The sequence below is a fragment of the Flavobacterium sp. genome (assembly GCF_036759525.1).
Lineage (GTDB): Bacteria > Bacteroidota > Bacteroidia > Flavobacteriales > Flavobacteriaceae > Flavobacterium.
This window is the reverse complement of sequence record NZ_DAIOUN010000008.1, coordinates 76955-102822: the sequence shown is the minus strand read 5'-3', so window position 1 is coordinate 102822 and position 25868 is coordinate 76955. Positions and strand designations below refer to the sequence as shown.

At 37.8% G+C, this 25868-nt stretch carries 22 protein-coding genes; 10 read left to right on the top strand and 12 right to left on the bottom strand.

Annotated features, from left to right (window positions below):
- Positions 1–1324 (bottom strand): immunoglobulin domain-containing protein (locus V7M80_RS07755; RefSeq protein WP_333695223.1); only part of this gene is annotated, 1324 nt, incomplete at its 3' end.
- Positions 1325–2131: 807 nt separating this feature from the next.
- Here V7M80_RS07755 and V7M80_RS07750 point away from each other — a divergent pair.
- Complete coding sequence (locus tag V7M80_RS07750; RefSeq protein WP_333695222.1) at positions 2132–7528, top strand: choice-of-anchor D domain-containing protein; 5397 nt, start codon at positions 2132–2134, stop codon at positions 7526–7528.
- Positions 7529–7656: 128 nt separating this feature from the next.
- Here the strand turns inward: V7M80_RS07750 and hisS are convergent, their stop codons facing one another.
- Complete coding sequence (gene hisS / locus V7M80_RS07745; RefSeq protein ID WP_333695220.1) at positions 7657–9024, bottom strand: histidine--tRNA ligase; 1368 nt, start codon at positions 9022–9024, stop codon at positions 7657–7659.
- Between the two features lie 230 nt (positions 9025–9254).
- On the opposite strand from hisS, the gene V7M80_RS07740 reads away from it, so the two are divergent.
- Positions 9255–10502 (top strand): ABC transporter permease, encoded by a 1248-nt coding sequence (locus V7M80_RS07740; protein ID WP_333695226.1) that lies wholly within the window; start codon positions 9255–9257, stop codon positions 10500–10502.
- Positions 10503–10511: 9 nt separating this feature from the next.
- Here the strand turns inward: V7M80_RS07740 and prmC are convergent, their stop codons facing one another.
- A complete protein-coding gene (prmC, locus tag V7M80_RS07735) occupies positions 10512–11363 on the bottom strand; it encodes a peptide chain release factor N(5)-glutamine methyltransferase (RefSeq protein ID WP_333695219.1) in 852 nt (283 codons plus the stop codon).
- A gap of 3 nt (positions 11364–11366) precedes the next feature.
- Complete coding sequence (locus tag V7M80_RS07730; protein WP_333695217.1) at positions 11367–11849, bottom strand: GNAT family N-acetyltransferase; 483 nt, start codon at positions 11847–11849, stop codon at positions 11367–11369.
- Between the two features lie 78 nt (positions 11850–11927).
- Between V7M80_RS07730 and ribD the strand changes: the two genes are divergently transcribed.
- Genes ribD through V7M80_RS07710 form a run of 4 tightly spaced genes read left to right on the top strand, consistent with a single transcriptional unit; the run spans position 11928 to position 15057 of the window.
- Entirely contained in the window at positions 11928–12977 is a 1050-nt protein-coding gene (gene ribD / locus V7M80_RS07725) for a bifunctional diaminohydroxyphosphoribosylaminopyrimidine deaminase/5-amino-6-(5-phosphoribosylamino)uracil reductase RibD (protein ID WP_333695215.1), read from the top strand.
- Entirely contained in the window at positions 12970–13578 is a 609-nt protein-coding gene (locus tag V7M80_RS07720) for an HAD family hydrolase (protein WP_333695214.1), read from the top strand. The genes ribD and V7M80_RS07720 overlap by 8 nt, the downstream gene beginning before the upstream one ends.
- Positions 13575–14435, top strand: a complete 861-nt coding sequence (locus V7M80_RS07715; protein WP_333695212.1) for an EamA family transporter — start codon at positions 13575–13577, stop codon at positions 14433–14435. Before V7M80_RS07720 ends, V7M80_RS07715 begins: the two co-directional genes overlap by 4 nt.
- 1 nt (position 14436) lies before the next feature.
- Entirely contained in the window at positions 14437–15057 is a 621-nt protein-coding gene (locus V7M80_RS07710; protein WP_333695211.1) for an IMPACT family protein, read from the top strand.
- A 2-nt stretch (positions 15058–15059) separates the two neighbouring features.
- Here the strand turns inward: V7M80_RS07710 and V7M80_RS07705 are convergent, their stop codons facing one another.
- Entirely contained in the window at positions 15060–15464 is a 405-nt protein-coding gene (locus V7M80_RS07705; protein ID WP_333695210.1) for an acyl-CoA thioesterase, read from the bottom strand.
- Positions 15465–15660: 196 nt separating this feature from the next.
- On the opposite strand from V7M80_RS07705, the gene dnaA reads away from it, so the two are divergent.
- The 3 genes from dnaA (at position 15661) to V7M80_RS07690 (ending at position 18449) form a co-directional block, all read left to right on the top strand.
- On the top strand, positions 15661–17088 hold the full coding sequence (gene dnaA / locus V7M80_RS07700) for a chromosomal replication initiator protein DnaA (protein WP_333695208.1): 1428 nt from the start codon (positions 15661–15663) through the stop codon (positions 17086–17088).
- 61 nt (positions 17089–17149) lie between these two features.
- The gene (locus V7M80_RS07695) at positions 17150–17614 is read left to right on the top strand and encodes a low molecular weight protein-tyrosine-phosphatase (RefSeq protein WP_333695207.1); all 465 of its coding nucleotides are present in this window, start codon (positions 17150–17152) and stop codon (positions 17612–17614) included.
- A gap of 112 nt (positions 17615–17726) precedes the next feature.
- On the top strand, positions 17727–18449 hold the full coding sequence (locus V7M80_RS07690) for an SAM-dependent methyltransferase (RefSeq protein ID WP_333695206.1): 723 nt from the start codon (positions 17727–17729) through the stop codon (positions 18447–18449).
- A gap of 102 nt (positions 18450–18551) precedes the next feature.
- On the opposite strand, the gene V7M80_RS07685 is transcribed toward V7M80_RS07690, so the two are convergent.
- From V7M80_RS07685 to dapF, 7 genes are all read right to left on the bottom strand, one after another.
- Positions 18552–18941 carry a DUF1398 domain-containing protein gene (locus V7M80_RS07685; protein ID WP_333695204.1) on the bottom strand — a complete coding sequence of 130 codons (390 nt, stop codon included), beginning with the start codon at positions 18939–18941 and terminating at the stop codon, positions 18552–18554.
- Between the two features lie 175 nt (positions 18942–19116).
- Entirely contained in the window at positions 19117–20100 is a 984-nt protein-coding gene (locus V7M80_RS07680; protein ID WP_333695202.1) for a hypothetical protein, read from the bottom strand.
- A gap of 151 nt (positions 20101–20251) precedes the next feature.
- Positions 20252–20890: a peptidoglycan-binding protein LysM gene (locus V7M80_RS07675; protein ID WP_333695201.1), complete on the bottom strand. Its 639-nt coding sequence runs from the start codon at positions 20888–20890 to the stop codon at positions 20252–20254.
- Between the two features lie 98 nt (positions 20891–20988).
- Positions 20989–21906 carry a DUF2279 domain-containing protein gene (locus V7M80_RS07670; protein WP_333695199.1) on the bottom strand — a complete coding sequence of 306 codons (918 nt, stop codon included), beginning with the start codon at positions 21904–21906 and terminating at the stop codon, positions 20989–20991.
- On the bottom strand, positions 21907–22947 hold the full coding sequence (mltG, locus tag V7M80_RS07665) for an endolytic transglycosylase MltG (RefSeq protein WP_333695197.1): 1041 nt from the start codon (positions 22945–22947) through the stop codon (positions 21907–21909).
- Between the two features lie 10 nt (positions 22948–22957).
- Complete coding sequence (locus V7M80_RS07660; protein WP_333695195.1) at positions 22958–23488, bottom strand: GNAT family N-acetyltransferase; 531 nt, start codon at positions 23486–23488, stop codon at positions 22958–22960.
- A gap of 1 nt (position 23489) precedes the next feature.
- The gene (gene dapF, locus V7M80_RS07655; protein WP_333695194.1) at positions 23490–24281 is read right to left on the bottom strand and encodes a diaminopimelate epimerase; all 792 of its coding nucleotides are present in this window, start codon (positions 24279–24281) and stop codon (positions 23490–23492) included.
- Positions 24282–24414: 133 nt separating this feature from the next.
- On the opposite strand from dapF, the gene V7M80_RS07650 reads away from it, so the two are divergent.
- Complete coding sequence (locus tag V7M80_RS07650; protein WP_333695193.1) at positions 24415–25806, top strand: S1C family serine protease; 1392 nt, start codon at positions 24415–24417, stop codon at positions 25804–25806.
- The last annotated feature ends 62 nt before the right edge of the window (positions 25807–25868 follow it).

The following is a 25868-nucleotide window of genomic DNA, read 5'->3' as shown; positions in this document are numbered from 1 at the left end:
TATCAACCGTTAAAGAATAAGCCTGAGCATGTGTGGTTATTTCAGGTTGAAAGGGAGCTGAACCAATAATAACCTGAGTTTGATTATCCGGAATGCGATTCAAATTCCAATTATTGGGATTATCCCAAAGAGTAGAATTGGAACCTGTCCAAATTAATGGACAATCCGAAGAAAAAAGAACAGAAACCGGTAGTGATGTAACAGTTTGTGAAACCAAACAGTTTCCACTAACACTTATTTCTACCCAAAACACGTCGTTTAAAGTAACATTCGATGCTGTATAGGTAGTCGAATTGGTTCCAACTGTTAATCCATTTTTTTTCCAAGTATACACGGGTTGGTAACTCGCATTTATAGAATTAACACTAAATACCACAGGTTCTGTTGGACATGTAGCTTGATACGTTACAGAAGCCGTTAATGTTATATTGGAATTAACCGTAACAGTTGAGTTTTGAGATTGAACAACACTACCACATGAATTTGAAATGGCAACAGAATAGGAACCGGTAACCTGCAAACTTGGATTTGTAATAATCAATTGAGATGAATTAACACCGGAATACATGCTAGAATTGGATAAATTAACACCATCTTTTCGCCATTGATATGTGAGTGATGTACCCGTAGCTTCAACACGTAAAGATTGTGTACCAATGCCTTCACAAAAATTAAGTTGAGATACTGGCTGAGTAGATATTTGAGTTGTAGCACATGAAGGTGCAATAGCTATTTGTTGACCAACCCAAGTTTCAAAATCAGTAGCTACAGCAGTTCTGTCACCAGTAGCACCAACTAGAGTTTGTACAAAAGATGCCATCATATTAGAGGGTATTCCATCTGAATTATTAGGAACATCATAACGTTCTGTAGTTCCGGTTGCTGGAGTGTAAGTGGAGTTCTTTTTATTAGTGTAAAAACACAAAATCAATCGGTTAGCTCCTGTGGTGGTTATGGATGGAGCTGTCACATTTCTGGAAGCAGATGAACCTAAACTTTCGGATGATGTTAAATTGGATACGGTTGCTCCTGAAATTCGACTCATTCCTATAGCCCATTTTTTATTAATAGACCAATTGTAAGATGTAGGTTCACTTGCAGTGGCAACTTTATAATAGGTAGCCATACCTATATTACTACTTTGATTACTTCGTCTGATTAAGGTCCAACCCGAAGGAGCTGTAACTGTAGCTCCGGAACCGGATTCAAACATAACTCCTGCTATCAATAAATTACCTGCAACTGTTCCTGAAGGTCTTGCAATTGTTGCAGTAAAAGAACTGCCTACTGAAGTAGTAGTTGATTCAAGTGTAGGCTGTGCCATCGAGGCAAAAAAAATAAAATAAATAAAAAAAGATAAATTTTTTAATATTCTTTTACTTTTTAATAAAAATGTAAAGTTCATAATACACGGTTATGTTAAGTTAAACTTAGAAACTACTTTGGGAATAATTTCGAAACAAACCTACAACCACTGTTTAAGTAGAAAATAAAAAAATTGTTGTAAAACATTGAAAAATCGGTAAAGTGAAAAACAATAGAAAAAAATGATTACACTGTTCGATGAATAGTTTTTTTTTATCGACAAAATGCACAATCGAATGAATATAATTTACAAACAATTGATTATTAGATATTTAAAAATTATTTTTAAACATATAAAAAACAACCCGGATTAGGTTAATTTATCAAAAAAGAGAATCTATTTTAACATTTATACATTTTATCGATTATTCTGTACGTTGAACAGATTTTTTTTTGAGATAAAAAGAACACCTCTACTTTTGAATCACCATAGCATTAGTAGGTTAAGTTTATGGTAGATTTGGGGCAAAAAAGGTGGAGTAACTTCCACCTTTTTTATTTTATACTATTCCATTAAAAATGGGTATTGACTTCAAGCTTCATTTTGACGCTCTTGCTTCAATTTTTTAAAATTTCAATCTTTTCATTTTACTTGTAAGTTTAAAAAATACATACGCGTATGTATTTTTTAGTAATTATATACTTACATTTATTTTATTTTAATGCATTTCATCGATTTTTTATGCTTTTTATCGATATTAATCAATTTTTATTTTAGTTTTGAATCGTCAAAAAAAAAATCAAAACCTAAAATTTGTTAAATCGTATGAAACAAATTGCAATAAAAAACAACTTCATTTTTATTCTTATTAGTTGCTTAATAAGTTTGCATGTATCGGCACAATCTGTTGAAAGAATTTTCACTTCAACCGGTACTTTTACTGTTCCACAAGGAGTAACTCAGTTAACGGTTGAAGCTTGGGGTGGCGGTGGAAAAGGAGGTACTCGTACTACAAATGGGGTATCCGGTGGTGGTGGCGGTGGAGCATATGCTCGAAAAATAATAACAGTGGTTCCGGGAAATACCTATACAGTTACCGTAGGTAATGGATCAACTACAACAGCAGAAGGAGGTGACTCTTGGTTTTGGAATCAAACTACCATCTTGGCTAAAGGCGGAAATAGTGTTTTAGATAACGACAGTAATGGAGCTCTAGGAGGTGACAGAACAGCCTGTATTGGTGATGTAACTTACTCCGGTGGAAATGGTGCCAATGGTTCTCTCAATTCATTTAGTGGAGGCGGTGGATCATCTGCAGGTACGGCATCAAATGGAAATAATGCAACATCTAGTTCTGGAGCAACAGCCCCAACGGGTGGCGGTGTTGGGGGGAATGGTAGAACTACTCAAGGTGCCGGTAATGGTGGCCAAGCACCCGGTGGTGGGGGTGGTGGCGGTATGCGTACATCTACTTCAACACGTAGTGGTGGAAACGGTGGAAACGGCCAAATAATAATAAGATACGACGCTCCGGAAATTAATGTTACCGGAAACGGAAATTCTATTCCGGATAACGCTACAAGCACTAGTACGGCAAATTTTACCGATCTAGGTACTACCGATGTAGGTGTAGCTATTTCTAGAACCTATGTAATTCAAAATACCGGTACTTTGGCATTAACAATTGGAGCATTCTCTATAACAGGTACTCATGCAACCAATTTTACACTTACCACCTCCCCAGCATCATCGATAGCACCGGGAGGTACAACAACGTTTACCGTAACTTTTAATCCTACGGCTACAGGTATACGTACCGCATCTATTTCATTTATCAATTCTGATGAAGATGAGAACCCATACAATTTTGCTCTTTCTGGTACAGGAACAACTCCTGAAATAGATTTGAGAGGAAACGGAATTTCAATTGTTGATGGTGATACGTCTCCCTCCCTAACCGACTTTACAATTTTTGAAGAAATTGAAAGTGTACCTGGTAGTACATCATCTCGTACATACACCATATTCAACACCGGAAACAGTCCATTAGTATTATCTGGATCACCTGTAGTTCAACTTTCAAATACCATACAATTCTCCGTTTCACAAGGACCCAATACAACAATACCTGCCGGAGGAAGTACTACTTTTACCGTAACCTTTTCGTCCCTTACAGCAGGAACATTTAATTGTGATATTACTATTGCAAACAACGATTTAAACGAAAACCCCTATAATTTTAGAATTTCAGGAACGGCTATCTTAGGTTTACCAAACGGTCCCGGTGGTGTTAGAGCTGATTTAAAATTATGGTTGCGTTCCGATTTACTAAACGGAACAACATCGGTAAACGATAACTCAAACGTTTCGGTTTGGAATACCCAGGGAAGAGGAAGCGATGCAGTTAAACCTACTGCTACGCGAGCTCCTAAATACCGAAACCACCCACAGTTTAATATTAACTTTAATGCAGTGGTTGACTTTACAAACGATTTCAACAGCCAATCTCAAGTATATACAGATAACGCCACCAATAGAGAATACCTAAAAGGAACCAGTGGCTTTTACACTCAAGAAATGTATGTAGTGATGATACCTGACGTTCCTGTAAATTATACCAATAAAACAATGGATATTTTTTGCGGAGATCGAAATCCAGCGGTAAACGAAACAGACGTAACTGGTTTGGGTATTGGAGATTACTCGTCTCGCTTTAATAATGAAGTTTTAGCCTACTGTGTGGGAGTAAATAGCCGCTATGGTATTGCTCAAGTTAGCACTACAACAACTTATTCTAATGTAGGTATAATCAATGCTCGTCAAAACAGCGGAAACAATGGGGCCGATTTATTTTACAATGATGCCAATGTAGGCAACACTACGGTAAATGCGGCAACTTATGAAAACGTATCCGATAGTCGCTATTGGATTGGAAGAAGTAAAGGTTGGGACGGAAGTTTAGACGGTAGAGTGGCCGAAATTATCACCTTAAGCCGTCGCACTACAGATATAGAACGAAGCAATATTCAAAGCTATTTAGCTATCAAATACGGAATCACTCTGGGTACCAATGGAATAGCCCGAAATTATACCAATTCTGACGGAAACCTCATTTGGGACATTAGCGAAAATGCAGGATTCAATTTTGATATCGCAGGTATTGGGAGAGATGATATTTCCAGATTAAACCAAAAACAATCTAAAAGTATAAACCCTAATACCGTATTAACTATCGGTTTGGGGGATATTGCAACAACCAATACAGCAAACCCAAACACATTTGCTAGTGATAAAAGCTACTTAATTTGGGGCTCAAACGGTCAAAACATGAACAATTCCGGAAACCAAATTGCAGTTGATTTGGGTCCGGTTACCATCACTACCTTTACCGATATTGTAAATCGCAAATGGAAAGTGGTAGAAAAAGGTGGCGATGTTGGTACGGTAAAAGTAGCCATTCCAACAGCCGCATTTACAAGTGGACTCCCGGCTTTAGGCCCAACTGATGCTTATGTAATGATTGTAGCTACCAATGCAACCTTTACAACGGGTGTAGAAATGGTTTTCATGTCAACCTCTGGGACCAACCAAGTTTGTTCCTACGATTTTGATGGCACCAAATTCATTTCTTTTGGAGTAGCTCACAGACAAGTACAACCGCTTCATGTTACCTTAGATGGAGATGACGACTTTATCAAAATTGACGATGTAAACCAAATCGGAACCAACTTCACTTTGATGGCTTGGGTTAGACCTAACGGAAACAATACAGCCAATGAAGAAAGAACCGTTTTGGCCAAAAGAACCGAAACAGCTGGATACCGTTTGGTAATCCAAAACGACAATAAAATTAGAATGGAATGGACCAATGCCGGTAACACACTCCAATTGGTATCCAATACTGCTTTACCGGATGGTATTTGGCACAATATTGCAGTTACCTATTCCGGCGGAACCGGTCTTACCCGAATCTATATTGATGGGGTTATTGATCAATCGGCAAACCTTATCGGTATTCCCGAAACGGTTTCGGCTATGTTTACCATTGGTGCCGAATACATCAATAAAAACAATATCAAAAACCGATTCAAAGGCGATATTGATGAAGTTCGTGTGTGGAACCGGGCTTTAAACCAAACGCAAATTCGTTTCATCATGAATCAAGAAATCGAAGTTTCGTCGAGCAACAATACCCGTGGAAAAGTACTTCTGGAAAATGTAACCAAAAACGATGTGTCCGGATTACCATGGTCTAGCTTAATAGCTTACTATTCGATGAACTCCTATATAGGAACGCATTTAGACGACGATTCAAACTTTAGCAACCGCGGAAGTTTGGTTATTCCGGATAAAATTTCCATCGGCAACCAAACCGCTCCTCTACCCTACACTACGCAAGGTAACGGTTCTTGGGATGAAGCAGCAACTTGGAATAACGGAATACAAATGGAAGCTCCCTACAGTTTATCTATTGTAAACGGCACTCCAATTGCTTGGAACATTATCAAAACCAATCACAATGTGGTTTCCAATGGGAACAAAGTGGTATTGGCTGCCTTCATAGAAGCCAACGAACTAAAAGTTGAAAACAATACCAAATTTGAAGTAACGCATTACCTCAAATTGGACGGAAAAATAGATTTGGAAGGAAGATCGCAACTCATTCAAACCTTAAACAGCGATTTGGATCCAACCAGTAGCGGGTCATTACATCGCGACCAACAAGGACAAAGCAATCGTTTCAACTACAATTACTGGTCTTCTCCGGTGAGTAGTATCAACAATACGACCCTAAATCACGGATATACCGTAGCCGGTGTTATGAAAGACGGAACCAATACAGCTTTACCCCAAAACATTACTTGGACTTCTTCACACAATGGTTCGCCTACAAGCCCAATTACGTTAAGCCGCAATTGGATATACAAGTTCCAAAATGTAAGTGGTTCTTATGCCAACTGGACATCTGTGGGACAAAATGGCTTACTATTAGCCGGACAAGGATATACGTTAAAAGGAAGTGGAGCTACCACCCCAAACCAAAATTACACCTTTGTGGGTAAACCCAACAACGGACTCATTACGACTCAAGTGGCGGCTACCAACATGAACCTTTCGGGTAATCCCTACCCTTCTGCTCTGGACGCAAATCTTTTTATCACAGAAAACTTAGGAGTTATAGAGGGAACCTTATATTTCTGGGAACATTTTACAACAAATAATACACACAATTTGAGTGGCTACCAAGGAGGCTATGCCGCACGAACCCTTGTGGGCGGAACCGCTCCGGTAGCACCGGCTGGGGTGAGTGGATTGGGATCTAGTAGTAAAATTGCCCGTAGATACATTCCGGTAGGTCAAGGATTCTTTATTAAAGGAAACGAAACCGGCGGTACAGTTGTATTCAACAACAACATGCGTACTTTCATAAGAGAGGAAAATTCAAACTCAAATACCGTTTTCAGAACAGCCAATGCAACTACTTCGGCCAACCATTTTTACAACAATACCGAAGATGAAGTGGAAAGCGACAGATTTATGAAAGTTCGTTTAGGTTTCAACTCCTACAACAACTTCCACAGACAGCTTTTAATTGGTTTTATGGATAATTTGGCAACCGAAAATTTCGATCCGGGCTACGATGCAATTCATATTGACAACCAACAAAATGATATGTATTTTGTTTTAGGGGAACAAAAATTGGTAATCCAAGGGGATTCCTATTTTAATCCCAACAAAAGATATCCTTTGGGTGTAAAAACACACGCTGCAGGTACAATCCAATTTACTTTAGACGGAACCGAAAACGTAGACGAAAATCAAAAAATTTATGTATACGATAAGCAAACTGAAATCTACCACAACCTACGAAACGGACATGCTTCGGTAATGATGGATGCTGCCGGAGTTGTAGAAGACCGTTTTGAATTGGTATTCATCAACCAAACATTAGGACTATCTAATCCTTCGGTACAAGAAGCTTTACAAGTGGTATTTGCCAATCAAACCAACACCTTAACGATTCAAAATAAAAACAGCGATTGTAACGTTGAAAACGTACAATTGTATACCATATTAGGCCAATTACTTTCAACTTGGACTCCGGAAAACGGATATGAGGAAAGCATTGCTATTCCGGTTCAACAAATGAGTACAGGCACCTACATTGTTCGGGTTACAACCAACCTGGGAACAAGTAGCAAAAAGATCATTATCAAATAGGGTTTAGATAATTGATTTTTGACACCTAAAAAGCTCCTCCACGTTTGAGGAGCTTTTTAATTTTCTACCGGCAATAAAAAAACCTCAAAAGCAAAGCCTCTGAGGTTCTCGTAAAAGTTTTACAGGTTTTAAATCAAGGCCTTTTTCAAACCTTCATAATCTAAAGTATGCTGTTCTCCGGTTTGCAAATTCTTCAATCCATATACCTGATGTTCCAACTCTGATGTTCCGGCAATGACAGCAAAAGGAATTCCACGCTTATCGGCATGCTGAAATTGCTTTCCAATTTTGGCCGCATCCGGATACAACTCTACTTTTATACCACTTCGGCGTAATTTTGTGATGGCCTCCATAGCATACAAACTTTCTGCTGTACCATAATTGATAAAAAGGGCTTTACTTGTAGCTGTTACCGTTTCCGGGAATAAATCCAATTCTTCCAAAACCAAATAAATACGATCTAAACCAAACGAAATACCTACCCCACTCATATTTTTCAATCCGAAAATACCGGTCAAATCATCATATCGACCACCGCCACCAATAGATCCCATAGCAACTTGCGGGGCTACCACTTCAAAAATAGCTCCGGTGTAGTAATTTAAACCTCGGGCTAAAGTAACATCCAAATCTATAATGGCAGTTTGTAAACCTAATTTTTGTATGGTTTCACATATAAATTGCAACTCCTCTACTCCTTTTTTTCCTTCTTCGGAGGTAGCTAATAAGTCATTTAATTTTTCAATTTTTTCTGAAACCGTTCCGGTAAATTGAAACAACGGTTGCACTTTTTGTAATGCGGCTTCAGAAATGCCTTTTTCCAACATTTCTTTTTTCACTCCGTCTTCGCCAATTTTGTCCAACTTATCTAAAGCAACCGTAAAATCAATCAATTTATCCTTTGCACCAATAACCTCTGCAATACCCGATAATATCTTGCGGTTATTAATTTTAATGGTAGCACCACCCAAACCCAACTCGCTGAAAACGGCATCATATAATTGCACCAATTCTACTTCTTGCCACAACGACGTAGATCCTACCACATCGGCATCACACTGGTAAAACTCTCTAAATCGCCCTTTTTGAGGACGGTCTGCTCGCCAAACCGGCTGAATTTGATAGCGTTTAAATGGAAACTCAATCTCGTTTTGGTGTTGTACCACGTAACGGGCAAACGGAACAGTTAAATCGTAACGAAGGGCTTTTTCGGAGATTTTAGAGGTCAGTTTTTTATAATCAAGAGCAAGCAATTCGTCTGAAGAAACTTTATCCAAATAATCTCCCGAATTCAATAGTTTAAAAATCAAACGATCGCCCTCTTCGCCATATTTACCCATTAAAGTATCCGAATTTTCAAAAGAAGGGGTTTCAATCGGTTGAAATCCATATACCTCAAAATGCCGTTTCATAACCGAACGAATGTAATCGCGTTTGGCTACTTCGGAAGGTGAAAAATCTCTAGTCCCTTTGGGAATACTGGGTTTTTGAGCCATTATTATTTTAAATTTAATTTTTGAAAATTAGTATCCAATTGCTATTGACCTTTGCTATTGACTTTTGCCATTGCCATTGACCTTTGACATTGACCTTTGACCTTTGCCATTGACTTTTGCCATTGCCATTGCCATTGACCTTTGGCATTTGCCACTGCAAATATCTTACTTTTTAAAGAATTTTTAGGCCATGCTGTAACAAAAAATACTTTTGGATGTCAAATGAAGATATGGCAAGTCTAGTCAAAGAAAATATTAAAATCGCTTTAGGGTCAATCAAAACCCAACTCCTACGCACAATATTAACCATTGTCATTATCGCTATTGGTATTACGGCTTTAGTGAGTATTCTTACTGTAGTATCGGCTTTAGAAAATACCCTATCAACCAACTTTGCTTCTATGGGAGCCAATACCTTTACTATTAGACAATACGAACTCGAAGTTCGGGTAGGCAATGGTCCAAGGGGGGAACGCGAAAAAATCAATCCGATTATATCTTACCCTCAAGCTACTGATTTCATTTCAAAATACAACTATCCGTTTACACATGCCTCCTTATCATTTACCGCTACTTCTGCAGCCGAAGTGAAATATGAGAACAAAAAAACAGATCCCGAAATAACGGTTTTAGGGGTAGATGATTATTTTATACCTAACTCAGCATTAGAATTGGGACAAGGTAGAAATTTTACAGGTTTTGATATCGAAAACAACAACTACGTTTGCGTAGTTGGCTCCGATTTTCAAAAAGGCCTGCTCAAAGATGTAAATCCTATAGGCAAAACCCTCTCTATCAGAGGAGCCAAATTCAAAGTGATTGGGATTTTAAAAGAAAAAGGTTCTACATTCGGAAACAGTCAGGATTTACGTGTATTAATTCCAATTCAATTGGCACGTTCGCTATTTACTCAGCCCAACATCAACTACAATTTGAGTGTAATGGTAGAAAAAAAGGAATTGCTGGATGCAGCTATAGACCAAGCTATTGTAGTGATGCGTAAAGTACGCAAACAAAATCCGGCCGAAGATCAGAATTTCGGGATCATTCGCAGTGACGAACTCATCAATCAAATTTTATCAATCACCGGAGTACTCACTTTTTCAGCTTGGCTCATTGGAATTATTACCATTTTTGGTTCATCTATTGCCTTAATGAATATCATGTTGGTTTCTGTAACCGAAAGAACCCGAGAAATTGGAATTCGCAAAGCTCTAGGAGCCAAAAAAAGCACTATTGCCTTTCAATTTTTTACCGAAACTATTGTAATCGGGCAACTTGGCGGAGCGGTGGGAATTATTCTCGGCATTACCATTGGGTCTATTTTTGCTGCAGTTCTCGATTTTAATTTTACCATTCCCTGGATGGCTATACTTGCGGCAGTAATTACCAGTTTTGTAGTGGCTCTAGTATCCGGCTTGTATCCGGCTATCAAAGCATCCAAACTGGATCCGGTTGAAGCTTTGCGTTACGAATAGTTTCTACAACTACCGCTTGGCAAGAATCATACGGTCATTACCATAAATGTCTTTTCGCAATACAACCGATGAAAAACCCATTTCATGCAATAAAGCTACTGTAGCTTCACCCAAATACTGATTGATTTCAAAAAAAAGCAGTCCATTTAAACTCAAGTGTTGCCCAGCTAAAGCAGCTATTTTACGATAAAACAAAAGCGGATCGCTATCCGGAACAAAAAGAGCCAAATGGGGTTCGTAATTCAAAACATTAGGCTTAATTTCTACTTGCTCCATTTCCCGAACATAAGGCGGATTCGACACAAGTACATCATAGGTAGAATCCAAACGGTCAACCTCCAAAATATCGTGTTGAAAAAAAGTAACCGCTGCTTGATTTTTTTGAGCATTCTCCCGAGCTACCTCCAAAGCTGCAGCCGAAACGTCTAATGCAAAAACCTCTGCAAAAGGCAACTTTTTCTGTAACGCAATGGGAATACATCCGGTTCCGGTACCTATATCTAATATTTTCGGGTTTTGAAAACCGGAAGATTGCAAAGCTTCTGTTATCCAAAAAACCAATTCCTCAGTTTCGGGTCTGGGAATCAAAGTGTTTTCGGTTACTTTGAAAATCAAATCGCAAAATGAAGCTTCTCCTAGTATATATTGAATGGGTTTTTGTGCTTTCAATTGCTCCAATATAGAAAACCATTTCTCCAGGGCTTCATCAGGAACCAAAAGTTGGGGTTCTAAGGCCAAATCCAAGCGTTTTAAAGCATGTAAATGCTCCAAACTGAGGTAAAAAAAGGAGTCTATTTCTGCCGTATCATAGCCGGTAGCCAACGCGTTTTGAAATTGAAATTGAAGATCTCTGAAAGTCATAACTCAATCCAATTGTTTTAACATCCAAACCGGACAAGAGGTATGCCCCGTACAACCCATAGGCGAATCCAAATAGGTAAATCCAACTTTTTGATACAACTTTTGTGCCGCCAACATATAAGGCATAGTTTCCAAATAACAATAACGGTACCTTTGCTCAACCGCAAAGGCCAAAGATTTTTCCATGAGGTCAAAACCTATTCCTAATCCTCGGGCTTCTGGCAAAAAATACATTTTTTGCAACTCACAATAAGCTTCATCAGCCCCTGCCAAAGGAGCAATTCCGGCACCCCCTAACAATTGACCCTCTCGCTCCACTACAAAGTAGGTACTTCGTGGTAATCGGTAGGTTTCATACATACAATCCAATGAGACATCTGCATAAGCCGTTCCTACTTTAGGCACATCGTGTTCCAACAAAACGGTTCGGATTAAGGCAGCAATAGCTTTATTATCTTGGGCTTCAATAGCTCTAATAAGAATCATTAGGTAAAGATTTGAATTAGGTGGGTAAAAGTAAAAAACAATTTCCGCTTTATGTGCCAAAATGCTTAAATTTGTCATGTGATACCACATGAAACATACATGCAACGCTGTGTGCAACTGGCACAAAACGGTTTGGGAACTACCTACCCCAACCCTTTAGTGGGTAGTGTTTTGGTATACGAAGGTAAAATTATTGGAGAAGGCTGGCATCAAAAAGCGGGCGGTCCGCATGCCGAAGTGGTAGCCATAAATGCCGTAAAAAACAAATCCCTTTTAGCAAAAGCCACCCTATATGTTAGTTTGGAACCCTGCAGTCATTTTGGAAAAACGCCTCCTTGCAGCAATTTAATTATTGAAAAACAAATCCCAAAAGTGGTAATAGGAACCGTTGACCCCAACCTACAAGTGGCCGGAAAAGGCATTGAAAAATTGCAAAAAGCTGGTATAGAGGTAACACTGGGTATTTTACAAAAAGAATGCAACGAATTAAACAAACGCTTCTTTACGTTCCATCAAAAGAAAAGACCTTATATCCTATTAAAGTGGGCTCAAAGTCAGGACGGGTTTTTAGCCCCTATGAATGAACAAAGAACAGAAAACCAACCGTTTTGGATTTCCAACAGCTATTCCAAACAAAGGGTTCACAAATGGAGAACCGAAGAACAAGCCATTTTGGTAGGAACCCAAACGGTATTAGACGATAACCCCCAACTGAATAGTAGAGAATGGTGGGGAAACAATCCTTTACGGGTTGCTTTAGACCGAACCCATAAAATTCCGGCTCAGGCACACCTTTTAGACAAGCAAATTCCTACGCTGATTGTAACTGAAAAGGATTCAACAAGAGAATACGAAAACCTTAATTACGAAAAAATACCCTTTGATGAAAACCTGGCAGAATCTATTTGCAATGTACTTTATCAAAAGGGAATTCAATCTGTAATTGTAGAAGGGGGTGCACAAACCTTGAATACCTTTATTGCAAAAGGACTCTGGGATGAAGCTCGAATCATTACGGGCTCACAAACTTTTGGAAACGGAATTACAGCTCCCAAAGTATCCGGAATTTACCTGTCAAAAACTAAGCTCGAATCCGATGAACTTCAAATAATTCGCAATTATGATTAATACTTTGATTTTCGATTTTGGAGATATTTTTATCAACCTCAACAAAAACGCCATAGACGCGTCTTTTCGAAACTTGGGCTTATCAGAGTGGAACTCAAAATTACAAAAACTTAATGCCGCTTTTGAAATTGGTAAAATAAGCGAATTGGAATTTTTAGAAGGTATTCAAACGCAAATCCCACACGCCTCACTAGAAGAAATACGCACGGCTTGGAATAGCATTTTAGGTGATTTCCCGTTATATCGATTGGAGTTTTTACAAAGTCTCAAAGGCAAATACCGTTTGTTTTTACTTTCCAATACCGATAAAATTCACATCGATAAATTTGAACATCAAGTAGGCCTGACATTCAGTAGGGATTTTTACAATGGTTTTGAAAAAGTGTACTTTTCTTTCGAATTGGGAAAACGAAAACCGAATCCGGAAATTTTCGCCTATTTGATTCAAAAACACGATTTATCTCCCAAACGAACCCTATTTATAGACGATAAAGAAGAGAACACCAACGCTGCCAAAGCCCTAGGCTTGGAAGTGTGGAATCTACAAGTAGGAAAAGAAGATGTTATCGAATTAAGCTCTAAACTAAGATTAACCCTGTGATATTTATTATTTTAAGTGTACTGTTCAACTCCGTACTTTTTGTAATCCTGAAATTATTTACAAAGTTCAAAGTCAACACCTTACAAGCATTAGTAGTGAACTACTTAACCGCTTTTACTTTGGGGTTTTTCTTAGCCGATTTCCCTTCAAATTACAACCAAATCATTCAAAAATCGTGGTTTACTGGCAGTTTCCTTTTAGGGTTTTTATTCATTAGCGTGTTTTATGTTACCGCTTTAACTTCACAAAGAAACGGATTGTCAGTCGCCTCGGTAGCTTCCAAAATGTCGGTAATTATTCCAATTGCATTTGGAATCCTGCTATTCAAAGAAAATTTAGGAATCTTAAAAATAGGGGGAATCCTTTTGGCTTTGGTTGCCGTATATTTCACCTCCAAAAAAGAAAAAGGTAAAATAACCGAAAAAACAAACTTACTCTACCCTATTTTGGTTTTCTTTGGAGCCGGTGCTATTGATACTAGCCTAAAAATTCTGCAACATTTTCACATGGAAAGTAGCGAAATACCACTCTTTTCAGCTCACACTTTTTTAATGGCTTTTGGAGTGGGAAGCCTACTCGTTTTGAGTAAAGTGGTAATCCACAAAGAAAAAATATACGGAAAAAGTATTTTGGCCGGTATCATCCTAGGGATACCCAATTACTTTTCACTGTTTTATTTAATCAAAATGCTGGAAAGTCAAGTTTTTGAAAGTGCCACGCTCTTTACTCTGCACAATATTGCTATAGTCCTGGTAACTACGCTAACCGGAATTGTATTTTTCAAAGAAAGAATTACACCAAGAAATGCCTTAGGTATCGGTTTGGCAGTAGTTGCTCTCTTTTTGATTACCTTTTAAAATGAGTGAAATTCAAGACACATACAAAACAATAAGCAATCCGGTTACTGAAATTTTATTCAAAGAAAAAAACAGTAAATTCATTGGATTTGCATTTCCTGTTGAAACAGAAGAACAAATCAAAGAAAAACTGGAAGAAGTAAAAAAATTGCATTATTCTGCCCGCCACTGGTGTTATGCCTACCAAATAGGAATAGAAAAAATGAAAACCAGAGCCAATGACGATGGCGAACCAAATAACAGTGCAGGCATGCCAATCTTTGGACAAATCCAATCTTTTGGACTAACCAATGTGCTGGTTATCGTAGTTCGGTACTTTGGCGGTGTAAAATTGGGAGTTGGCGGACTCGTATCGGCCTACAAAACTACTGCACAACTCACACTTCACGAAGCTCAAATAGAAGAAAAATTCCGTATGATAGATTTTGTTATTCAATTTGGATACCAAAATATGAATAAAGTAATGCGGTTGATTAAAGAAAAAAATCTGACCATTCGCCATCAGGAAATGAACGAAACCTGTCAGATTTATATTTCAGTCCGAAAAAAACACGCACAAAACACGATTGAACTTTTCGAAAATTTACATGAAATTACTCTTAAAAAAATAGATAATAAATAAGATTAATCCATCTTGGCAATCAATTCCTTAATCTCTTGTGGAGGAACCGTAGGTTTACCCGTTTTCATATCTACAAATACCAAAATAAAATCGGCAGTTGTTAATAACTCACCCATTTCGTTTTCAATCTTACATTCAAATTCAATCTTCACCGAAGTCTGACTTTTAAAAGAAGTAGTAATAGTCAACAAATCATCGTAGCGAGCCGGCTTTTTATAGGATATTACAATATTTACTATAGGTAATGCAATTCCGTTTTCTTCCATACTTTTATACGAAATCCCTTGATTTCTAAGCCATTCCACTCTACCTATCTCAAAATACGGCAAATAATTACCATGATAAACTACTCCCATTTGATCGGTTTCGGAATAACGCACTCGAATTTGACTTTGATGAACTTTCATTATTTTTGTATTATTTTTCTTTATTAAACGAATTTGAATCGAAACACCTTTACAACATTTTTTTTATAAAATCAATAGCATTTTATTTTTTTTTAAGGTTTTTTGTTCACATATTTGTTATCCCAAATGTTGGTAAGGAAATGCCCTATTTCCTTTGTAAGAGAACCTTTAATAAACAACAAAATTTATAGAATATATGAGCAAAACTGCGGAATCGGTATGGGAGAACTGTCTGTCATTTATAAAAGACAACATTCAGGAGCAAGCCTACAAAACTTGGTTCGAGCCGATTAAGTCAGTGGAACTCACAGACAATGCTTTATACATTCAAGTACCCAGTAAATTTTTCTACGAGTGGCTAGAGGAACATTACGTAAAACTACTTAAAGTAGCCCTAACCAAAGAACTTGGAAAAAATGCAAAGTTACTGTATAAAATTAAAATGGAAAACACTTACGGCAATAAACAACCATTTACCGAACAATTGCCCAGTGCCCATAGAAGTCCTGTAAAACCACAAGACGTTGACGCTCCCCTGAAAAATTTAAGCCCCGAACTCAAAAACCCCTTTGTAATTCCGGGTATCCGAAATTTGAAAATAGAGTCGCAACTCAACGCCAACTACAGTTTTGACAATTTCCTGGAAGGTGATTCCAACCGATTAGCCCGATCGGCAGGTATGGCTGTAGCAAACAAACCCGGAGGAACCTCCTTTAACCCGCTTTTGATTTTTGGTGGCGTAGGATTGGGAAAAACCCACTTGGCACATGCCATTGGAGTAGAAATTAAAGACAAATACCCGGACAAAACAGTATTGTACATTTCTGCCGAAGTCTTTACTCAACAATATATAGACTCGGTTAAGAAAAATACGCGTAACGATTTCATTCATTTCTACCAATTGATTGACGTTTTAATCATTGACGATGTGCAATTTCTTTCTGGAAAATCCGGAACTCAAGATGTGTTTTTCCATATATTCAATTACTTACACCAAAACGGTAAACAAGTAATTCTAACTTCCGATAAAGCTCCGGTAGATATGCAAGATATTGAACAACGCTTGCTGTCGCGATTCAAATGGGGACTTTCGGCAGAATTACACCAGCCGGATTACGAAACCCGCATTTCCATTCTTAAAAATATCCTCTACCGAGATGGCGTAGAAATGCCGGAAGAAATTATTGAATATGTGGCTCGAAATATCAAAACCAATGTGAGAGAACTCGAAGGAGCTATAATTTCTCTTATTGCTCAATCTTCTTTTAATAAAAAAGAAGTGACTCTGGAATTGGCCAAAAGTATCGTAGAGAAGTTTGTAAAAAACATCAAACGCGAAATATCTATAGACTACATCCAAAAAGTGGTATCCGATTACTTCCAACTCGATGTAGATACCCTTCAATCTAAAACCCGAAAAAGACACGTGGTTCAGGCTCGTCAATTGGCCATGTTCTTTGCCAAAAAATTTACCAAAGCCTCATTGGCCAATATCGGCTCTCAAATTGGAGACCGCGATCACGCCACTGTTTTACACGCTTGTAAGACAGTTGACAATTTGGTAACTACCGATAAACAATTCAGAAAATTCGTAGAAGATATTCATAAAAAGTTATCTTTATAAAGTAAAAGTTTCAGTATTCTTAGTACATTTGAATGCTGAAACTCTTATTTTAATACACAAAATGACTGTAAAAATTCTAATGGTTTGCTTGGGAAATATTTGCCGATCCCCGTTGGCAGAAGGTATTTTGGCCTCAAAACTTCCCAAAGATAAATTTTGGGTTGATTCAGCCGGTACCGGACATTGGCATGTGGGAAATCCTCCCGACAAACGTTCTATACTTACAGCCGAAAAAAACGGAATTGACATCTCAAACCAAAGAGGTCAACTTTTTAAACCTTCCTTTTTTGATACCTACGATCATATTTATGTTATGGATTCCAGCAATTATGAAGAGGTAACAGCTATGGCCCGTAGTGAAGAAGACAAGAAAAAAGTAAAACTCATTCTCGACGAACTCTTTCCCGGTGAAAATGTAGATGTACCCGACCCGTATTACGGACTTTTAAGCAATTTTGAACAAGTATTCGAAATGTTAGATGAAGCTTGTGAATCTATTGCAAATAGACTGTTAGAAAAGAAATAAAGCATTTTAATGATCCCAACCTGTTTTGAAATGAGTACGCCATCTGAGAAAATACTATTTTAAAATAAACCTGTCCGTTTTTGAAAGGGGTTCGGTATAAAATTAAATCGATATGAAACCCATTACATTTTTTGGAAAATTATATTTAATTCCCACAACACTAGGTGAAGTGGCTCCCGATGAAGTATTGCCTCAAACCGTAAAGAGAGCCATTGATTTCATCACAGATTATATAGTAGAAAATGAAAAAACAGCTCGTCGATTTATCAAATCAGTAAACCCTGAAAAAGTACAAGCAAGCCTTAGAATCCATGTTTTAAACAAACACACCGAAGTTTCAGAACACCAAGCCATGCTTCAACCTTGCCTAGAAGGAAGAAATGTTGGCTTAATGAGTGAAGCCGGTTGCCCCGGTGTGGCCGACCCAGGGGCTGTTATCGTAAAATTGGCTCATGAAAAAGGGATACAAGTCGTGCCTTTGGTAGGCCCCTCCTCTATCCTGCTGGCTTTGATGGGATCGGGAATGAACGGACAAAATTTTGCTTTTAACGGATACTTACCCATTGATAAAGGAGAAAAAAAAGCTCTGTTAAAAAATCTAGAACGGCAATCATTCGAAAAAAATCAAGCCCAAATTTTTATTGAAACCCCATATCGCAATACCAAATTGATAGAAGATATACTTCAAACTTTACACCCTGCAACTCGACTTTGTATTGCAACCGATATTACCCTTCCTACCGAATATATCAAAACACTTCCGGTAAACGATTGGAAAAAAACAAAAGTAGATTTACACAACCGACCCACTATTTTTATCATTCAGAAATCGTGATGACTGTAAACTCTGATTTTTAATACGGATAAAGTTACAGTACTAAGGTAGTATAAAATTGCCATACCTTTTAGGTAACACCTAATAAGAATCTGCTCTTTTCTATTCGGGTATAAACTCCGTTAAAAGCAAATTTCCTTTAGAATCATAATAAGAACAAGTCATTTGTTTTATATCAATCATCCATTTTTCAACACCGGCATTTGCACACATCGAAACAAATGTAGGATAATCTGTTTTACCTTCTTGGTGGGCACGTAACTCGGTTTTAAAAAAAGCTAAATCAGGATTTTCAGCAATAGTAAGTAAATCATATTTAGAAGAAACGGTTACCTTAAAATCTTTGCCGTTATGATAATCTACATGCCCATCACTCACATATAATTCATAATGCGTAACCCCTAATGCTTTAATTTCTTTAATATAATTTGGAAAATCAGCTCCGGATTTCACTTTGCTGTGAGCATCCAAAATTTGTTGAAGTTCAAACATAACAATAATTTAATAAGGCTAATATATTTTTTAAATCTAAAACCAAAAATACCTAAAATACAATCATATTGTAATAAGTAAACTTAAAATCCACATCTTCTTATTACTTTTAACCCATAAATAGCACTTCCCAAACCCTACTAGAACTCATTTACAAATTCTTCAATTATAGAAATTAATTTAGTATTTGATGTAATAAGGATCGTATCGCTAGTGCTCCGGCTTCTATTCCGGCAACGTCATGTGAAGTTTCATTAGGTAAATAAATCCAACTTTTTGCCGATGTGATACTATTGAAATACAGAAGTCCTTGTTGATCTGCATGGGTAATGTCATCCGTATTCACAAAATACAAATGCATTAAACTATAATTGTATTTATTTTCCGGTTTATCTTGTACTAAAGATTCATCACGAAGTCTATCCAATACAAAACTTGGTGGATTGACAGCTCTATTTGTACAGTAATTACCGTTGTTTCGCCACCCCATTATGTAATCCGTTATTCCAAATCCGCCAATACCATCCGGCCATAAAGCAATATCTTCTTGCTCACCAAATATAGCTCTTTCTAAATCACTACTTGGTGGTCCAGCTACTAATATTCCATAATCGATAAATTCATCCAAATCAAAATTTGTTAATCCATAAGCTATTTGCATAGAGCCACCACTTCCACCATGACAAATAATCTTGTCTGTGTTTTGTACTCTATTAATCTTGAGCCACTTTACAATTTCTGTATAACCTCTCAATGCCAAAGTATATCCTATACCTTCATTTGCAGTACCCCAGCCATATGGACCTTCCCATTTTATTTCAAAAACCTGTAAACCATTTGATAAAGCAAAATCTAGGGTCGTGTTGGTCTGAAAACCTATTCCATAAAAAGAGTTTCCAAATCCCCCACTACTCAAAATCAAAGCTCCTTTTGGACTAATATCACTTTGCGTTATTCTGATGGTAACATTACGCGTTGAAACATTTCTATCTGTTAGGGCCAAAACTAAAAGAGTTGAACTTCTACCCAGATAAACTTGATTCGATTCACTAATCAGTTGAATTGTAACCAAATCCGGTTCAACCTTAGGCAATTCCTTTTCATTAGTTGTACAAGAACATAATGCAATCAAAAAAAAAGTAAAAATTGGAGACTTCATTGGGATTTCTTTTCTAATTTAGACAGAACTTAATCTAAAAAGTTTAATGCCTTGTAAATGATATAAAACATAAGAAAGTTATAGAAAATAGAATCCATAAAAAAAACCGATTGTACAAATCGGTTTTCTATTATTAAATTCTACTTCTGAATTACTTAACTCTGGCATTTTTATTGGCTACAATATGAGAAGTATCATATCCGCCAAATTTGTGGATGTAACTTTTAATAGAGGTACCAAATCCATCTTTGATACTTCGCTTTCCGTTACTTCGTAAAAACTTTTTAACCGATCCGGCACCACCCAAATGAGCTGCTGCCAATAAGCCCGACTCGGTTATGGTAACACCCTGTATTACTTTACCCTCATACTGCTCAATTTCTTTTCGCAACTCCCACTTGTTTATAGCAGCCAAAGCATTAAAAGCTCGTTCTTGTAAGGAGGGGGATTGTAAAAAATAAAGACTGTCACGTACACCTATAGTACGCAAAGTGCCCATACCAAATTGGTATTTCCCCATATAACCGAAAGAATTGACTAAATGATATTTGCCTTGCGACTCTTTAAAGGCTAAAGCTTGTTTAAAACCGGCATAGGTCTTACCGGTTTGCGGAAAAATGACATTACGATATTCTAATTCTGATGCAGTGGGAACTGTAAAATGAAATACTTCCTCCGATTCAGTTTGTGACAACCAATTTAAATTTTCAAAATTGTAGGGCTTAAAACCCGAACCAAAAAGAATAACTATAAATGCAATACTAGAATAAAAATACCATTTTTTTGACATGTAATTTGATTTCTCAAGTGCTGTCACCATCTTGAATTTCACCGGTGCAAATATACAACTTTTTTTAGAAATTTGAATATCAAGTAGTTAATCTTTTTTTAAAAGTAAATCGCATGCCACTTCGTTTGTCCCAATCCATTAATTTCAAAGGCGGGAGCGGGAATCTTAAGGGTATTGAATACCGAAAATAAAGTCCTCAAAAATGCAGATTGTGTTTCTATACGTGTCAAATCGATGTCCAAACTCAGATAAAATTGTCGCGTTCGAACCGGTACATGTTCCAAAATTGGAGAATTCGATTGTGCTGTTGCCGAAAGCATTCCCGTTGCTCCATAACCCAAAGCAACGTTTAACCATTTCGGGATACGGGATTCCTTGGCAAAAGAATGCAAATTTACCGACAACCAATACGTTTGACCATTGTAATCTTTTATAAGTCGTTCCCCAAAACCTTCTCCCAACAATTCAGGTCGTTGGGCTGCATACCGTGTACTATGAAACGAAAACTTGGGTACAACACGTTGTTCATCCCAAAGTAATTCCTGAGATACATAAAGCAGAGTCCCTGTAGCATTTGCCGCAACATCACCCCAAGAAAAACCCCAAGCCTCCGAATGCCCGTCAAAAACTTCAACTGCAGTCAAAAAAGCAAAACCATAGGTGGCTCCATACCACATCTGATCGCGTTTTGAAATTCCCGCCCAAGAAAAAAGCTCGGCACTAAATCGACCCAAATGATAGGCCGAATACATATGACCCGCTTTGTCCACTTGGAACCAATCGTTGTTATCGTCTTTAAACTGAAATGCCGATTTTTCATAATCTGAATACCATAATTCATGCAAACCAACCAAAGCCGCCGTACTCAATGTAGCTTCAGAAACTACTACACCCAACCTACGAGAGGTATTCAAACTGTCTGCCGGACGCAAAAAAGAATCCAAACGGGATTGGGAAAATACAGTTGAGGAAAAACCAACCCAGAATAATAAACGGAATAAGACTACAACTTTCAATTAGGGTTTAACGGTTTGGGAGTTTAACCATTGAGCATATTTACGGGCATTTACCTGATGTTGCTCCAATGTGGTAGCAAACTCATGATAGCCAAATCGCTCAACACTAGCACAAAAATAAAGAAAATCATGATCCTCCGGATTTAAAACCGCATCTATAGCATTCACATCGGGCATGAATATAGGGCCGGGTGGTAAACCGGTATTTTGATAGGTATTATAGGGAGAATCTACTTCTAAATGTTTGTAATAAACCCGTTTAATCACTTGATTAAAGTCGCCCGAAACCAATTTGTAAGCATAAATAACAGTAGGATCGGCTTGTAACGGCATTCCAATTTGCAATCGATTCAAATAAACTCGGGCTACTTTGGCTCGTTCATCTACTTTTGAAGTCTCTTTGTGAACTATAGAAGCCAAAATAGTTACCTCTGTTGGAGTTAAGCCCAAAGCGGTGGCCTTGGCTTGCCGCTCTTCTGTCCAAAATTGATAATAAGCTCGTAGCATTTGATTGCGGAACTTCTCTGCCGATGTGTCCCAATAAAACTCAAAGGTATTAGGTAAAAGCAAGGTAAACACGGTTTCCTTTGTAAAACCGTTTTCGGTTAAAAAACGCTCATTTTGAAAAGCTTCCAACAAAGACAAACTGTCGGCTTCCAATTGATTGCTGATTCGTCCCGCTAAATTTTCCAAACGCTCCTGATTGTTAAACGTTACTCGCACCGGAACACTACGACGCATAGCCGAAACCAAAGCATGAGTATTCATACCTCGAGTAAGTTCAAACTTACCCGCTTTAACTGCAGCAGCATACCCCCTTCGAACAGCATAGGTTTCAAACTTATCCATATCCTTAACATACGGAGTAAGCAAAGTTTTAACTTCCTCAAAAGTTGAATTCGTAGAAACATAAACCATCACTTTCTCTTCGGTAAAAGAAGTATTAGGCACAAAAACTATTTGGTAAATCTTAAAACCAAAATAGGCAACCACCACCAAAAGGAGTAAGGAAAAATAAAGAACGATTTTCTTCAAAGACATGTGTAATAAATTAAGATTTTAAGAGGCACTGATACAAAGCTTCGTCACTATAAACGCCATGTTGATAATTCCAATCCTTTTTAAGGCCCACCAATTGAAAACCAAAAGTAGTAAAAAGGGAAATACTAGCGGTATTATCCCAAGCAATATTCGCATACAACTGATGCAACGAAAGTCGTTCACGGGCATAACGGATTAACAACCCCAAAGCTTCTGTTCCATAGCCTTTAGACCGTTGCTCGGAATGTTGAATCAATATCCCAACACCAGCTCTGTGATTCTTAGGGTCAAAATCAAACAAATCTATCAACCCTATAGCCTCAAAACTGTCATTTTTACAGATTGCCAATCGCAACTGCTTGGCTTCATAAATGTCCTGATGAGCCTGTTCCAAATACTGACGTATCAAAAAACGACTGTATGGCGTTTGAGTATGACTAATCTCCCAAACCTGCTCATCATTTTCCAAACGGTAAACAAAATCCAAATCTTCCGGCTCTAAAGCTCTCAAATAAATTTGGGTTCCTTGTAAGGTTTCCATATCAATCCGTCTTTATATTCACAACGCCTTCAAAAACAAAAGTGGCTGGACCCTTCAAAAAAACCCGGGTATACTGATTTTCTTTGGGTTCATAGGAAACCTCAAGTGTGCCTCCGGGTACATGAACCGTAACGGTATGGGAATGGGTTTTACCCAAAGCATTCAAAGCTATCGCAGCAGCAGTAACGCCTGTACCACAAGACAAAGTTTCATCCTCTACCCCACGCTCGTAGGTACGAACAGCAAATTCAGTATCACTTATAGGTTCTACAAAATTAACATTGCTCCCCGCTGCTCCATACAAGGCACTGTATCGAATTTCTCTTCCCAACTCTTTTACAGGAACATCGGCTACCGAATCTACCAAACATATATGATGAGGCGAACCGGTATTCAAAAAAACATAATCCGAACCAAAAGTCAATTCCGTAACATCATGCATTTGCAACGAAATCTGTCCTTCGGATACAACCTCAGCATAATGAATCCCATCTACAGCCAGAAAAGTAGTTTGATTGCCTATTACACCCAGCCGGTTGGCAAATGCCACGATGCATCGTCCTCCATTGCCACATAGCGTACTCTCACGACCGTCTGAATTGTAATACACCATTTTAAAATCTGAAATTTTGTCACTTTCCAATAAAATCAGTCCGTCGGCACCTATCCCAAAACGTCGGTCACACAGTCTTTCAATGAGTTTGGTATCATTTTTGGGAAAGAAAAGAGAACGATTATCAATCAAAATGAAATCATTTCCGGTTCCTTGATATTTAAAAAAGGGTACGTTCATATCGTAAATTTAGATGATACAAAAGTACAATTATTTTAAAGAAAAGTTAAGGGCTGTTAAAGAGCGTTAAACAAAGAATAACGAAACAAGAATTCAAATAAATTTACATAGTATAACTAAATAGTGAGTATTTATGAAAAAGGCAAGCAACTTATTTTTAGTATCTCTGTTAAGTGGAGCTGTAACCCTAACCGCTTACCATTATTTTTTTGAAAAAGAAACCGAAAAAAACAAAATTGGGGTAACCACTGCACCGGTTTACCCAACCAAAAATGTAGGAATGAATGCCGAGGCAGTCGATTTTACTGAAGCGGCAGAAATAGCCTTAAATCAAGTGGTTCACGTTAAAAATGTATCCTATCGAACCATTTCAAATCCGATTATGGAATTTATGTATGGCTACAGAGGAGGACAACAACAACAGCAAATAGGAACCGGTTCGGGGGTTATTATTTCTGAAGATGGTTACATCGTAACCAACAACCACGTAATCAATGGTGCTCAAGACATTGAGATTACACTCAACAATAAAAAAACATTCAAAGCCAAACTCATTGGAACCGACTCCAAAATGGATATAGCCCTTTTAAAAGTGGATGCCGATGAAAAACTTCCATATGCCGTTTTTGCCGACTCCGATCAAATTAAAGTTGGCGAGTGGGTATTGGCAGTAGGAAATCCCTATAACCTCAATTCTACTGTTACCGCAGGAATTATATCGGCAAAAGCCCGAAATTTAGAGGCCGGAGGAATACAATCTTTCATTCAAACCGATGCTGTGGTTAACCCCGGAAACAGTGGAGGGGCTTTGGTAAATACCAGAGGAGAATTGGTAGGAATCAACACCATGATTTCATCAAATACCGGAAGTTATGTAGGCTACTCCTTTGCGGTTCCCTCCAACATTACCCGAAAAATCATTGAAGATATTATGGAATTTGGTAACGTTCAGAGAGGTATTTTAGGTATTGAAGGAAGAGAATTAAATGGTGCAGCTTCAAAAGAACTGAAAGTTGACCAAACCCAAGGCTTTTACGTTAACAAAGTAACCAAAAATTCAGGAGCCGAAAAGGCCGGAATCAAAACCGGAGACGTTATTATTCGTTTAGACAATCAAAATGTGACTTCTTTTGCTGAACTTTCGGGTTATGTGAACACCAAACGTCCTAACGATGAAATTAGAGTAACTGTAGTTCGAGACGGAAAGACACTGGCTATACCTGTTAGATTAACTAAAAAAGAATTGCTGAATTACGAATTCTACGGTTTGGAATTAGAAGACCTGGATGCAGCAGATAAAAAACGTTTCAACTTAAGACAAGGAGTTAAAATCAAAGACATCAATAATGAAAAATTAGTTCCCTATGCCGAAGAACTTAAAGGAAGCATTGTCTTGAGTATAGACGGTGTAAAAGCTACCGATGTAGAAACCATTTCCAGAAGTTTGGGTAGCAAAGGAGAAAAAGAAGGAGTTCGTGTTGAACTGATGTTACGCAACGGTCAAATCATGAGAGTTATTTTGTAAATTTTTAGAGTCCCATAAAAATCCTGTAACAGTAAAAGTCTGCTACAGGATTTTTTTATGTT